This window comes from Neorhizobium sp. IRS_2294 (assembly GCF_050500145.1).
Lineage (GTDB): Bacteria > Pseudomonadota > Alphaproteobacteria > Rhizobiales > Rhizobiaceae > Neorhizobium > Neorhizobium soli.
In genome coordinates this window covers 1,807,557-1,821,099 of sequence record NZ_CP191439.1, presented here as the reverse complement: position 1 = coordinate 1,821,099, position 13,543 = coordinate 1,807,557, and the positions used below count along the sequence as shown (strand labels likewise).

11 protein-coding genes are annotated in these 13,543 nt (G+C 59.7%); 2 read left to right on the top strand and 9 right to left on the bottom strand.

What is annotated here, in order from left to right:
* Nucleotides 1-20 precede the first annotated feature (20 nt).
* The 3 genes from ACQY1K_RS08885 to ACQY1K_RS08875 are packed head-to-tail and all read right to left on the bottom strand — an operon-like array spanning nucleotide 21 to nucleotide 3,476.
* Nucleotides 21-962 (bottom strand): DMT family transporter, encoded by a 942-nt coding sequence (locus ACQY1K_RS08885; RefSeq protein ID WP_430257100.1) that lies wholly within the window; start codon nucleotides 960-962, stop codon nucleotides 21-23.
* A gap of 19 nt (nucleotides 963-981) precedes the next feature.
* Nucleotides 982-1,653 carry a DsbA family oxidoreductase gene (locus ACQY1K_RS08880; protein ID WP_430257098.1) on the bottom strand — a complete coding sequence of 224 codons (672 nt, stop codon included), beginning with the start codon at nucleotides 1,651-1,653 and terminating at the stop codon, nucleotides 982-984.
* 53 nt (nucleotides 1,654-1,706) lie between these two features.
* Nucleotides 1,707-3,476, bottom strand: a complete 1,770-nt coding sequence (locus tag ACQY1K_RS08875; RefSeq protein ID WP_430258947.1) for an extracellular solute-binding protein — start codon at nucleotides 3,474-3,476, stop codon at nucleotides 1,707-1,709.
* 333 nt (nucleotides 3,477-3,809) lie between these two features.
* On the opposite strand from ACQY1K_RS08875, the gene ACQY1K_RS08870 reads away from it, so the two are divergent.
* Entirely contained in the window at nucleotides 3,810-4,466 is a 657-nt protein-coding gene (locus ACQY1K_RS08870; protein ID WP_062456811.1) for an invasion associated locus B family protein, read from the top strand.
* An 87-nt stretch (nucleotides 4,467-4,553) separates the two neighbouring features.
* On the opposite strand, the gene hspQ is transcribed toward ACQY1K_RS08870, so the two are convergent.
* The 4 genes from hspQ to ACQY1K_RS08850 all read right to left on the bottom strand — a co-directional run bounded on the left by hspQ (nucleotide 4,554) and on the right by ACQY1K_RS08850 (nucleotide 7,854).
* Nucleotides 4,554-4,883: a heat shock protein HspQ gene (hspQ, locus tag ACQY1K_RS08865; protein ID WP_062456814.1), complete on the bottom strand. Its 330-nt coding sequence runs from the start codon at nucleotides 4,881-4,883 to the stop codon at nucleotides 4,554-4,556.
* A 92-nt stretch (nucleotides 4,884-4,975) separates the two neighbouring features.
* Nucleotides 4,976-5,899, bottom strand: coding sequence for a DMT family transporter (locus ACQY1K_RS08860; RefSeq protein ID WP_430257097.1), 924 nt, complete (start codon nucleotides 5,897-5,899; stop codon nucleotides 4,976-4,978).
* Nucleotides 5,900-6,034: 135 nt separating this feature from the next.
* The gene (gene glnA, locus ACQY1K_RS08855) at nucleotides 6,035-7,444 is read right to left on the bottom strand and encodes a type I glutamate--ammonia ligase (RefSeq protein ID WP_430257095.1); all 1,410 of its coding nucleotides are present in this window, start codon (nucleotides 7,442-7,444) and stop codon (nucleotides 6,035-6,037) included.
* Nucleotides 7,445-7,515: 71 nt separating this feature from the next.
* Nucleotides 7,516-7,854, bottom strand: a complete 339-nt coding sequence (locus tag ACQY1K_RS08850) for a P-II family nitrogen regulator (protein ID WP_007753933.1) — start codon at nucleotides 7,852-7,854, stop codon at nucleotides 7,516-7,518.
* 331 nt (nucleotides 7,855-8,185) lie between these two features.
* Here ACQY1K_RS08850 and ACQY1K_RS08845 point away from each other — a divergent pair, with 331 nt between their 5' ends.
* Complete coding sequence (locus tag ACQY1K_RS08845; protein ID WP_430257093.1) at nucleotides 8,186-9,673, top strand: NAD(P)H-hydrate dehydratase; 1,488 nt, start codon at nucleotides 8,186-8,188, stop codon at nucleotides 9,671-9,673.
* Here the strand turns inward: ACQY1K_RS08845 and ACQY1K_RS08840 are convergent.
* Both ACQY1K_RS08840 and uvrA read right to left on the bottom strand, forming a co-directional pair.
* The gene (locus ACQY1K_RS08840) at nucleotides 9,670-10,479 is read right to left on the bottom strand and encodes a DUF72 domain-containing protein (RefSeq protein WP_430257092.1); all 810 of its coding nucleotides are present in this window, start codon (nucleotides 10,477-10,479) and stop codon (nucleotides 9,670-9,672) included. The two genes, ACQY1K_RS08845 and ACQY1K_RS08840, sit on opposite strands and share 4 nt — an antisense overlap.
* 39 nt (nucleotides 10,480-10,518) lie before the next feature.
* On the bottom strand, nucleotides 10,519-13,440 hold the full coding sequence (uvrA, locus tag ACQY1K_RS08835) for an excinuclease ABC subunit UvrA (protein WP_062580741.1): 2,922 nt from the start codon (nucleotides 13,438-13,440) through the stop codon (nucleotides 10,519-10,521).
* Nucleotides 13,441-13,543 lie beyond the last annotated feature (103 nt).

Sequence of the window (13,543 nt, the reverse complement as noted above, 5' to 3'; positions counted from 1 at the left end):
TTCAATCGATACTGTGGCTTTCAGGGCTTCGTGTCTGGCGCTTCCGGCGCCATCACCGCGGCGGCCTGCGTATCCGAGCCAAGGGCCGGCGGAAGCGGCGTGCCGCGAACGCGTTCGCGAATGAGGGTCAGCATGCCCGAGCCGATGATCAGGATGATGCCGATCACCATCGGCAGGTCGATATGGTCGCCGAAGACCAAGTAGCCGAACAGCACCGCCCAGATCATTTGGCTATATTGCGTCGGACCGATCAGGGTCGCGGGTGCATAGGCGGCTGCATACATGACCAGGATCGCGCCGAGTGCTGCCAGAAGCCCGTAGCCGGCCAGCCAGAGCCACTGGATTGCCGTGGGCGCCTGGAAGCCGGGCAGGGCAAGCGCGCCGCAGACGACGAGCGTTCCGAGCACGCCGGCGCCGTAGAGCGATATGTTCTTTTCCGACGGTCCCATGGCCCGGAACACGACGATCGAGATCGCGCCGCTCAGGCCACCGAAGACGGCGCCGAGATGGCCGATAGAGAGTTCGCGAAATCCGGGGCGGAGCACGATCATGACGCCGACAAAGCCGATGACGACCGCGGCCCAGCGCCTGTATCCGACCTGTTCCTTGAGAAAGATGACCGACATGATGGTGACGAAGGACGGAAGAAGGAAGATCAGCGCGAATGCTTCGGCCATCGACAGATGGGTGAAGGCGGTGACGCTGCCGATCGTGCCGCCGGCCTGGGCCACGAAGCGCAGGATCCAGAGAGGTCGGTTGGTGGTGTTGAAGATATCCGTCCAGCGATCGCCCTTCTTCATGAGGAAGGGCAGACCGACGAGGCAGAAGACCGCGCCGAGGAACGAGGATTGATAGGGGCTCAGCTGGCCCTCGATCAATTTGACGCTGGCGTCGCTCCATGCATAGGCGGCGAAGGCCGCAAAGGCGATGAGGACACCCTTGAGGGTCTGGTCTTTCTGCACAAAGATGACTTTCAGAGAGCTAGATCATGCCCTTGCGAGCTTCGGCCTTGAGCTGGGCGATTTCGCGGAAAGCGTTGGCGAGGACATCCGGCATCTGCGCACCGCTCACCGCATACTGTCCGTCGATGATGAAGAACGGCACGCCGTTGACGCCCATCTTCTGAGCGGCGTTGATCTCGGCCAGCACCGTATCCTTGTCGGCGTCACCTGCCAGCAGGTTCTCGACCACGGTGCGATCCATGCCGGCTTCGACGGCGATGTCTGCGAGAACCGCGTGGTCCCCAACAACGCGCCCCTGTTCGAAATTCGCCTTGAATAGTGCGGTCACAACGCGATCCTGAACCTCGCGGCCTTCCACCATGGCCCACTGAAGTAGACGGTGGGCATCGAGCGTGTTCGAGCCGACCGCGATCGCGTCGAAATTGAATGCGATGCCGACTTCCTGGCCCAGCTGAGTGAGCGCCCCGTGCGCGCGGGCGACCGTTTCGCTGCCGCCGAGCTTTGCTTCAAGAAACGCTTTGTGGTCCACACCTTCAGGCGGAATGTCCGGGTTGAGGCGATAGGGACGCCAGTTCAGGTCGACACCGATCTCGTCCTGAACTTCGGCGATTGCCAGCTCGAGCCGCGCCTTGCCCAGATAGCACCAGGGGCACACGACGTCGGAGACAATATCTACGGTGATGCGCTCCATCGGCGTTCTCTTTCCAATCAGGTTTGGCTTGCGATCGGCAGGTGGCGAGCTGTCTACTGCGCCCGCTCATCCCACCAAGAGTTGAGCTGATAGCCGTATAGCGGCAAGGTTTCCGGATAGCGTATCTGCTTGCGCCGCGCCACCCACTGGTCGGCAATATGGTAGAGCGGCACCATGTAATGGCCTGAAATCAGCAGGCGGTCGTAGGCGCGAACGGTTGCCTCGAAATCTTCCTTGCTGCGGACCGCCATCATGGTGCCGATCAGCCGGTCGATATCGGGATCCGCCGTTCCTGCGAAGTTGAAGCTGCCGGGCGCGTCGCGCGACGTGGAGCCCCAGCGTCCCATCTGTTCGATCCCGGGAGACAGCGACGACGGATAGGATTTGACGATCATGTCGTAGTCGAAGCTGCCCGAACGCGACTGGTACTGCGAATCATCGACTGTGCGGATCGCCATGTCGACGCCGATCATCCGAAGGGCTCGCTGGTAGGCGATGGCGAGCTTTTCCTGATCGACGGTCTGGGTCATGACCTCGAACGACAACTGGCGCCCGCTGGCATTTGTCATGCGGCCGTTCTTGATCGTGTAGCCGCCCTTGTTCAGAAGGTCGACGGCCTTGCGCAGCACTCTGCGGTCGGCACCGGACGCGTTGGTCTTTTCGATACGGTAGGTACCATCGAGTACCTCGGGCTCGATTCGATTCTTGGTGTCACCGAGGATTTCTAGCTCGCGCTGGTCCGCCGGTTTGCCGAGAGAGGTCAGCGGCGAACCCTGCCAGAAGCTTTCGGTGCGGGTATAGGCGTTCTCGAACAGGTTCCGGTTGGCCCACTCGAAATCGAAGGCAAGCGAAAGGCCGGCGCGCACGTTGACGTCTGCAAAGATCGACCGGCGCGTGTTGAACACGAAGCCCAGCATGCCTGTCGGCAGTTGCGGCGTGAAGGCTTCCTTGACCGCGTCTCCAGTCCGGATGGCCGGGAAATTATACGCACGCGCCCAGTGGGTCGGGCTGCCATCGGGATAGATGTCGATCTCGCCCTTCTTGAACGCCTCGAACAGGGTGTTGTCTTCCAAAAAGTATTCGACGCTGATTCGGTCGTAATTGTCGAAACCGACTTTGGCCGGAATAGCCTTGCCCCAGTACTTGTCATCGCGCTCATAGACGATGCGCTGGCCGGGTGAGACGGATTTGATAAGATAGGGTCCCGAGCCCAGCGGCACCTTCAGGGTCGACTGATCGAATGTCTCTGGGTCGATCGCGTGTTTCGGCAGGATCGGGGTGGAGGCGGCGATGATCAGCGGGAATTCCCGGTCGACCGTGTCGTTGAAGGTGAAGCGGACACTGCGCTCGCCGACCTTTTCCATCTTCTCCACTGGGGCGAGACGCCTGGAGAACGGTACCCGACCCTTGTCGCGCAGCACCTCGAAGGAAAAGATCACGTCCTCAGGCGTCACCGGCTGGCCGTCGGACCATTTTGCCTTGGGATTGATGTTGAACTGGATGAACGTGCGCTCATCATTCCACTCGACGCTTTCGGCCAGAAGCCCGTAGAGCGTGAAGGGCTCGTCGGCGGAACGTGTCATCAGCGTTTCATAGATCAGGTTGCCGAAGGCCGGATCCCAGACGCCGCGGGCGGTGGTCCGGATGCTCTTCAGATTGAACGGGTTGAGGCTGTCGAACGTGCCGACGACGCCGTAGCGGACGCTGCCCCCCTTCTTCACTTGCGGATTGACGTAGCTCAGATGCTGGTAATCGGCGGGCAGGGCAGGTTCGCCATGCATGGAGATCGCGTGCACAGGCTGCGCCCGCGCCCCGGATGCCATGACAGGCACAAACAGCGTCGCTGCGATCAAGAAGGATATACTGCGCTTCACGAAAGCATTCCGTTTCTCTCAATACTGCTGATTCGGGCGGAAAATAGCGGATAGGTGACAATGCACCAAGCACAGGCTCTTCAAACTTGCGTTGCAACGGTGAGGTTTGTCAAAATAGCAAAAGAAAGGCTGGATATCGCCGTCGCGTCGATGTAACAGATTGGCAACACCCGCCGAGTCATTCAATTGCCTCATTTGAGCGACAGGTGACAGGCAGTAGGACATCTCGACGGGTTGGACGGCGCATGCTGCGCCCGCGGATTTCAGGAGACGGATTTCGTTATGATGCTCAAGGCAACCAAAGTTATGCGGACGGCCATGTCTGCTCTTGCTGTTTCGGTCGGCGTAGCTGCGCTGCCGGTTGCAGCCTTCGCCCAGCAGGCAGCTCCCGCACAGGGCGGCGCCGGTGCCGGCGGTCCGCCGCTTGGCTGGTTCAAGACCTGCACCAAGCAGGACGATGCTGATCTCTGCGTTGTGCAGAACATCATTCTGGCCCAGAACGGCCAGCTGATCACGGCAATCGGCCTCATCAGCGTCGAAGGCAAGGTCAACCGCAAGATCCTTCAGGTCTCGGTTCCGACCGCACGTATGGTGCAGCCTGGCATCATCATGCAGATCGACGGTGCCAAGGGTCAGAAGCTCGACTACGCCGTCTGCCTTCCCGACAAGTGCACGGCCGAAGTGCCGCTGACGGATGCGATGATCGCAAGCCTCAAGAAAGGCACCGACGTCGTCTTCACGTCGATGAACTTCCGTCGCGCACCGAACCCGATCAAGGTTTCGCTGACCGGCTTCACCGGCGCTTATGACGGTGCCGCAATCACCCAGTCGCAGCTTGCCGAAAGCCAGCGCAGCCTTGAAGAAGGCATGCAGAAGAAGGCTGAGGAAGCGCGCAAGAAGCTTGAAGAAGCTCAGAACGCTGCCAAGCAGGGCCAGTAAGTTCAAATCTCAAAGCAACAAAAAAGCCCGGTCGAAAGACTGGGCTTTTTTCGTTTTGACGATTTATCTCGACAAGGCTGGCCCCGATCAATGGGCGAGGATAACCTTCGGCTTTAGATTGCCGGAGGGGCCGGCATCGAAGATCTGGTAGACCTGCGGGTTGCGCAGGGGTTGGTCGCTCTCGTCATGGACCAGGTTCTGTTCCGAGACATAAGCGACGTATTCGGTTTCGTCGTTCTCGGCCAGAAGGTGGTAGAAGGGCTGATCCTTGCTTGGGCGGATCTCGGCCGGAATCGCGTTCCACCATTCCTCGGTATTGTCATATTCGGGGTCCACATCGAACACGACGCCGCGGAACGGGAACACCTTGTGGCGAACGACTTCCCCGATCGTAAACTTGGCATTTCGCTGTTTCATGGTGCGACATCCTTTCGCAACACAATGTGGGTGTAAATCCGTTGCTGCTCAAGTGGCAAATGCGGTGTGGTAAGGATAGTTCCACTTTGTTCTCATCCCGTTCCGGCTCGTCTTCCCTTCAACGTTGCAAGAATGACGCCTCCGAGGACGCACACGATGCCGACAGCATGGTAGGCCTCGAAGGTTTCGCCGAGAAACGCCACGGCCATGACGATCGAAACCGGAGGCATGAGGTAGAGCGTGGTCCCGGCCGTGACCGAACCGAAGATCCGCACCACCTGCTGGAAGCAGAAGAAGGCGGCGAGCGAGGCGAAGAGAATGATGCCGGCAAGCTTCAGCCAAGCGGACTGGCTTGTCGGAAGAAGCCCGCCATGAAACAGTTCCCAGATTGCCGGCGCGACGAGAATGAGGGAGCCGGAGAAGGCGATAAGTCCGAACAGCGTGAGCGGACGAACGGCTTGAGCTGCCGGGCGCCGTAACAGAATTGAATAAAAGGCAAACGCTATCGCAGCGATCAGAATGCCGAGATCGCCTAGATTGAAGCGCATGTGAAGAACGGCAGCAAGGTCGCCCCGCAACACGATAACCGCGACGCCCGCGAAGGCGAGCGCCATGCCGCAGATCTCCTTGATGCTGATGCGTCGACTGGCGAACAGCCATTCCAGCAGAATGATGAAGAGCGATGAGGTGCTGTAGATCAGCGTGGCATTCGAGGCCGTCGTCATGGTGAGCGCCCAGTAGACGAAGCCGCCGCAAATACCCATGCCGAGGAAGCCGAGCCAGAGCCACAACCACGTATGGGCCCGCACAAAGGCCGCAGCAGCGCGACGATCCATATAGAGCAGCGGCAGCATGATGAGCGTCGATCCTGCCCAGCGGATAAACGCGGTCATATAGGGACCGATCTCGCCGACAATGCCGCGACCGAAAACGAGATTGCTGGAAAAGAAGACCGGGACAAGAAGGAAGATCAGCCAGTCGAGGGGACGGGGCGTGCTGCCGGTATCGGTGCGCATGAGGCAATCCAGGGGGGCGGTGACGCAGGGCGAGGGCCTGCGACCGCAAGTTAGGAGCCTGCTGCTCCGATGAGGCGCGAATGAAAAACGGCGGGTCAGGCCCGCCGTTTCTGGTTTTCAGGTTCGTCCGCCGGATCAGGCGGAATAGTACATGTCGAATTCGACCGGATGCGGCGTCATCTCGAAGCGCATGACTTCCACCATCTTCAGTTCGATATAGGCGTCGATCTGATCGTCGTCGAAAACGCCGCCGGCGGTGAGGAACTTGCGATCCTTGTCGAGGCTGTCGAGCGCTTCGCGCAAGCTACCGCAGACCGTCGGGATCTTGCGCAGTTCCTTCGGCGGCAGGTCGTAGAGATCCTTGTCCATGGCCTTGCCGGGATGGATCTTGCTCTTGATTCCGTCGAGGCCAGCCATCAGCATGGCGGCAAAACCGAGATAGGGGTTCTGAGCCGGATCAGGGAAGCGGACTTCGACGCGCTTTGCCTTCGGGTTCGACCCGAACGGAATGCGGCAGGAGGCGGAACGGTTGCGGGCCGAGTAGGCCAACAGAACCGGTGCTTCGTAACCCGGGACGAGACGCTTGTAGGAATTCGTCGTCGGGTTGGTGAAGGCGTTGATCGCCTTGGCGTGCTTGATGATGCCGCCGATGTAGTAAAGGCAGCTTTCCGACAGGCCTGCATACTCGTCACCAGCAAAGGTCGGCTTGCCGTCCTTCCAGATCGACTGGTGAACGTGCATGCCCGAGCCGTTGTCGCCGAAGATCGGCTTCGGCATGAAGGTGGCCGTCTTGCCATAGGCATTGGCGACCTGATGCACGACGTATTTGTAGATCTGCATCTTGTCGGCGTTGCGCACCAGCGTATCGAACTTCACACCGAGTTCGTGCTGGGCAGCGGCCACTTCATGGTGATGCTTTTCGACGACCACGCCCATCTCGGTGAGGACGGTGAGCATTTCCGAGCGCATGTCCTGAAGGCTATCGACCGGCGGAACCGGGAAGTAGCCGCCCTTGACGCGCGGACGGTGGCCGAGGTTGCCGGTCTCGTAATCGGTGTCGTCGTTGGACGGCAGTTCCGAACTGTCCAGCTTGAAGCCCGTATTGTAGGGATCGGCCTTGTACTTGACGTCGTCGAAGACGAAGAATTCAGGCTCGGGGCCGACGAAAATCGTATCGCCGATGCCCGATGCCTTGAGATAGGCCTCGGCCTTCTTGGCCGTGCCGCGCGGATCGCGGTTGTAGGCTTCACCGGAAATCGGATCGAGAATATCGCAAACGATGACCATGGTGGATTGCGCGAAAAACGGGTCCATGTGCACGGTCTGCGGATCGGGCATCAGCACCATGTCCGACTCGTTGATGGCCTTCCATCCGCCGATCGAGGAGCCGTCGAACATGACGCCATCGGCGAACATATCCTCATCGACGGCCGAGACGTCCATCGTCACGTGCTGCAGCTTGCCGCGCGGGTCCGTAAAGCGCAGGTCCACGAACTTGACGTCGTTTTCCTTGATCTGTTTCATGATTTCGCTTGCGCTCGTCATATGACCTTTTCCTCGCCTGTATGATTGTTATGAACTGTCCGCGCGGCTTCTTATCAGCCTTCAAAGTGCGGTCAGATAGCGTCCACACCCGTTTCGCCGGTGCGAATACGAATGACTTCCTCCACGTTGGAAACGAATATCTTGCCGTCTCCAATTCGTCCAGTCTGTGCCGCGTTGCGGATGGCCTCAATGACCGCGTCTGCATTCTCGTCGGCCAGCACAACTTCAACCTTCACCTTCGGGAGAAAGTCGACGACGTATTCCGCGCCACGATAAAGCTCGGTATGTCCTTTTTGGCGTCCAAAGCCCTTGGCCTCGGTCACCGTAATCCCTTGCAAGCCGACTTCCTGAAGGGCTTCCTTCACTTCATCCAGCTTGAACGGTTTAATGATCGCTTCGATCTTCTTCATGAGAAACCAACTCTCCGCTTCTCCCAGTCGCAGGCCCATGCCCGCCAAACAGGCCGATGCACTATTCGTGCCAAACTCTTTCACGTTTTTCAGAAAATAACACGGGTTTGCGTCAAAACTTTCCATTTTTCGGTGGATTGCCTGCTGAACGCGGTTGGCCACGTCCGGGTTTGTGCGCCTGACGCCGTATCCTTGCCGAAATCGCTTCCGCCCGCCGCACCGAGCGCATGCCTGTCCACCTACTAAATAAGCATGTTTTCTGTGCATTTGATGATGTTTTGATCACTAAGATCGCGCTTGTATTTCCCCTGTTTTGCCTTTGAATAGACAAATGACCAATTCATTCGCTCATTTGCTCCTGACGCCTAACGATATGGCAGCCGTCGACACGGCCGCGGCAGCATCAGGTATGTCCTCGATAGGGCTGATGGACCGCGCGGGCCGGGCTGTCGCGGCGTCGGCTCTTCGACACTTTCCCGGCGCGTTGCGCTTTGTCGTCCTGTGTGGACCCGGCAACAATGGCGGTGACGGCTATGTCGCGGCGGCGGCCTTGAAAGAGGCCGGCACACGCTGCGTGGTCTACAGTCTGGGGGATCCCGCACAACTGCGCGGCGATGCGCTTGAGGCCCGTTCACGCTGCCCGCTCGATACCCAGCCGTTGGACAATTATGTGCCATTGCCTGGTGATGTCGTCATCGATGCGCTCCTCGGGGCAGGGCTCTCCAGAAACGTCCCCGATAGCGTGGCGGCACTCGCTTATCGTCTGGCAGCAACCGATATACCCGTGCTTGCCGTCGATCTGCCGTCTGGACTATGCGGCCGGCGCGGCGTGGCGCTTGGCGCGGCGTTGCGTGCAGATCGGACGGTGACATTCATTGCGCGCAAGCCGGGCCACGTCCTCATGCCGGGACGCGAGCTCTGCGGTGAACTTGAGGTTTTCGATATCGGCATCCCCAAGCGAATCGTTTTGAGCAAGGCCGGCAGTCTTGCCGAGAACGCGCCGTCGATCTGGAGCTCAGCTGTGCCGTCACCGTTGAGTGACAGCCACAAGTATACGCGCGGCCATATGGTCGTGTTCAGCGGTCCCGCGGACAAGACGGGCGCAGCCCGGCTTTCGGCGACGGCGGGTCTGAAGCGCGGGGCAGGGCTCGTTACCGTTGCAAGCCCGACGGACGCACTTCCCGTCAATGCCGCCTTGCTGACAGCAATCATGCTTCATGCAATCGACGATGTCGCAGACCTCGCCGAGTGGCTGGGTTCGGCAAAACTCTCCGCCTTCGTGCTCGGCCCGGGGTTCGGCGTCGGGGAGAAAGCCCGCGAGTTCGTGCTGGCACTGAAGGACAAGCGGCTGGTGCTGGACGCGGACGGCATTTCCTCGTTCAAGGACGATCCTGATACGCTGTTTTCAGCCTTCTCGGAGGGCGAGACGCGCCTGGTACTGACCCCACATGAGGGGGAGTTTGCCCGGCTGTTTCCGGATTTGGCTGAGGGCAAAGAACTCAGCAAGCCGGAGAAGGCGCTGAAAGCCTCGGCGCGGGCCAACGCCGTCATCGTCTACAAGGGTGCAGACACGGTGATCGCTTCACCCGATGGCCGCGCCCTGATCAACACGAGTGCGCCGCCCTGGCTTGCCACCGCAGGCTCCGGAGATGTGCTCGCCGGAATGATCGGAGCGCTGCTCGCTCAGGGCATGCCCGCCTTCGAGGCCGCGGCGGCAGGCGTCTACCTACACGGCGAAGCGGCCAATAGCCTGACCCCAGACATGACCGCGGAAGATCTGGCCAAGAGAGCAGGGATCCTGCCGAATAAAGAGCCCTAGTTCCTGGCGTCGAGCATCTCCTGCATGGCCATTGCGCCGCCGGGGGCGTTGACCTTGCCCTCGTGGATGAAGAAGGCGTAGACGTCGCGCGGCTTTTTGGCGGGATTTCGCGATTCGTCGATCAAAGGTAGATCGTCGGGGACGCTACCGGCAGACCAGGTTTTCAACCTTTTCGCCCAATCTTTCATATCCGGCTTCGTGTAACAGGTTTCGATCTCGTCCGACCCTTTTTGCAGCCGCGCATAGACGAAATCAGCGGTAACGTCGGCGATCATCGGATAGTCGAAATGATCGGCGCAGACGGGCGCGACATTGTATTTGGCGATGAGTTCGACGAATTCGGGAACCTTGAAGCTGTCGTGCCTGACCTCGACGACGTGGCGCAAAGGCAGCCCTTCCAGCGCGTCCGGCAGCAGTTTCAGAAACGCTTCGAAATCGTCAGGCTCGAATTTCTTGGTGGGCGCGAACTGCCACAGCAACGGCCCAAGATGGTCGCCGAGTTCAGCGAGCCCCTGCTGCAGGAAGCGATCGATCGATTCGCCCGCCTCGGCCAGGACCTTGCGGTTGGTGGTGTAGCGGCTGGCTTTCAGCGAGAAGATGAATCCGTCAGGCACTTCGGAGGCCCATTTCGCAAAAGTCTCGGGCTTTTGCGACCCGTAATAGGTGCCGTTGACCTCGATGACCTTGAGCTTGGACGCCGCATATTCAAGCTGGCGTTTCTTCGCCAGCTTGTCCGGATAGAACGTGCCCTCCCACGGCGCGAAGGTCCAGCCGCCGATGCCTGTTCGAATTACGCCTGGTGTCATCACTCATCTCCCCGAAACAGGTATTGGCGGCGGTATAAACTATTCTGCCGCTTGGACTTTCTTGACGGGACGCCGTTCCAGAAGCTCCTTCAGGAACTGGCCGGTATAGGAGCGCTTCTCTTTGACGACCTGTTCCGGCGTGCCGCAGGCAACAATCTCCCCACCACCCGTGCCGCCTTCGGGGCCAATGTCGATAACCCAATCCGCGGTCTTGATGACTTCGAGATTGTGCTCGATGACCACGACCGAATTGCCTTGGTTGACCAGTTCGTGCAGCATTTCCAGAAGTTTCGCGACGTCGTGGAAATGCAGGCCCGTGGTTGGCTCATCGAGAATATAGAGGGTGCGGCCGGTGGCACGCTTCGACAGCTCCTTGGCAAGCTTGACGCGCTGCGCTTCGCCGCCTGAGAGCGTGTTTGCCTGCTGGCCGACCTTGATATAGCCGAGACCGACATCGAACAGCGATTGCAGCTTGTCGCGCACAGCCGGAACCGCGGCAAAGAACTCGACACCTTCCTCGACCGTCATATCGAGGACGTCGGCGATCGACTTGCCCTTGAAATGCACGTCGAGCGTTTCGCGGTTGTAGCGTTTGCCGTGGCAGACGTCGCAGGTGACATACACATCCGGCAGGAAGTGCATTTCGATCTTGATGACGCCGTCGCCCTGGCACGCCTCGCAACGACCGCCCTTGACGTTGAAGGAGAAACGGCCGGGCGCATACCCGCGGGCCTTGGCTTCCGGCAGGCCGGCAAACCAGTCGCGGATGGGGGTGAAGGCACCGGTATACGTGGCCGGGTTGGAGCGCGGTGTGCGACCGATCGGCGACTGGTCGATATCGATCACCTTGTCGATATGCTCGAACCCGTCGATCCGATCGTGCTCGGCCGGGATTTCTCTCGCGCCCATGACGCGGCGTGCGGCCGACTTGTAGAGCGTTTCGATCAGGAAGGTCGACTTGCCGCCACCCGATACGCCGGTCACGGCGGTAAAAACGCCGAGCGGTACCGCCGCGGTAACGTTCTTGAGGTTGTTGCCGCGGGCTCCGAAAACCTTGAGTTCCTTGCCTTTTTTGACCTTGCGCCGCTCAGTGGGAACTGCGACGCCGAGTTCGCCCGACAGGTATTTACCGGTCAGTGACTTGGGGTTTGCCATGACCTGCTGCGGCGTGCCTTCGGCGACGACCGTGCCGCCGTGAATGCCGGCGGCAGGGCCGATATCGACGACGTAATCGGCGGTCATAATGGCATCCTCGTCATGTTCCACGACGATGACGGTATTGCCGATGTCACGCAGATGCTTCAGCGTTTCGAGCAGGCGGGCATTGTCGCGCTGGTGGAGGCCGATGGATGGCTCGTCCAGCACGTAGAGAACGCCGGTAAGGCCCGAGCCGATCTGCGATGCCAAACGGATGCGCTGGCTCTCGCCACCGGACAGCGTGCCGGAATTTCGCGAAAGGCTGAGATAGTCGAGCCCGACGTCGTTCAGGAACTGAAGGCGCTCGCGGATCTCCTTGAGGATACGGACAGCGATCTCGTTCTGCTTCGCGTTCAGGTGCTCGGGGAGCGCCGCAAACCAGTCGCGTGCCAGCCGGATCGACATTTCTGTCGTCTGGCCGATATGCAGCTTATTGATCTTGACCGCCAGCGCTTCCGGCTTCAGGCGATAGCCGGCACAGGACGGGCATGGAGCGGCCGACATGTAGCGCTCGATTTCCTCGCGCGCCCAGGCACTGTCGGTTTCCTTCCAGCGCCGTTCGAGATTGGGGACGATGCCTTCGAACGTCTTGGTAGTCTTGTAGGACCTGGCACCATCGGCGTAGTTGAACTCGATCTTTTCCTCGGTGCCCTCGAGGATCGCCGAGCGGGCGCTATCCGACAGCTTGTCCCAGCGGTCCGTCAGCTTGAAACCAAAGACCTTGCCGAGACCCTCGAGCGTCTGGTTGTAATAGGGCGAGGTGGACTTCGCCCAGGGCGCGATCGCGCCATCCTTCAGTGTCCGGCCGGGTTCCGGCACGATCATGTTCCGGTCCACCTTCTGCTGTGATCCAAGACCATCGCAGGTGGGGCAGGCACCGAAGGGATTGTTGAAGGAGAACAGCCGCGGCTCGATCTCCGGAATGGTGAATCCGGACACAGGGCAGGCGAATTTTTCCGAAAACAGAACCCGTTCATGGGTTTCGTTCAGCGATTTGTTGGCAGATCCACCTGCGGAGGTTTCCTTCTCCGGCAGAGGCTTGTCGGCGAACTCCGCAACGGCCAGGCCATCCGCCAGTTTCAGCGATGTCTCAAGGCTGTCGGCCAGACGCGCGGCAATGTCGGAACGCACCACAAGGCGGTCGACGACGACGTCGATGTCGTGTTTGTATTTCTTGTCGAGCGCTGGAACGTCGGCGATCTCATAGAACTGGCCATCCACCTTGACGCGCTGAAAACCCTTTTTCATCAGCTCGGCGAGTTCCTTCTTGTACTCGCCTTTGCGCCCGCGGATCATTGGTGCGAGAATATAAAGACGGGTGCCTTCTTCGAAAGCAAGGACCCTGTCGACCATTTGGCTGACGGTCTGGCTTTCGATCGGAAGCCCGGTCGCTGGCGAATATGGAACGCCGACGCGCGCAAACAACAGGCGCATGTAGTCGTAGATTTCCGTGACTGTGCCGACCGTCGAGCGGGGATTTCGCGAGGTCGTCTTCTGCTCGATCGAGATCGCCGGAGACAGGCCTTCGATCTGGTCGACGTCAGGCTTCTGCATCATCTCCAGAAACTGGCGAGCATAGGCCGAAAGGCTCTCGACATAGCGTCGCTGTCCCTCGGCATAGATCGTGTCGAACGCAAGCGACGACTTGCCTGAGCCGGACAGGCCGGTCATCACGATCAGCGAGTTGCGGGGCAGATCGAGATCGATCCCCTTAAGATTGTGCTCGCGCGCACCACGGATGGAAATGGTTTTGAGTTCGCTCATCGTTATGCCTTCGGGGAGGATCGAAGGTCCTTATGTAGTTATCGAAAGCCGCCTGTCGAGACGAAACTGTTGCAACGCAACCCGGTTCCGAATGCTTGACAGA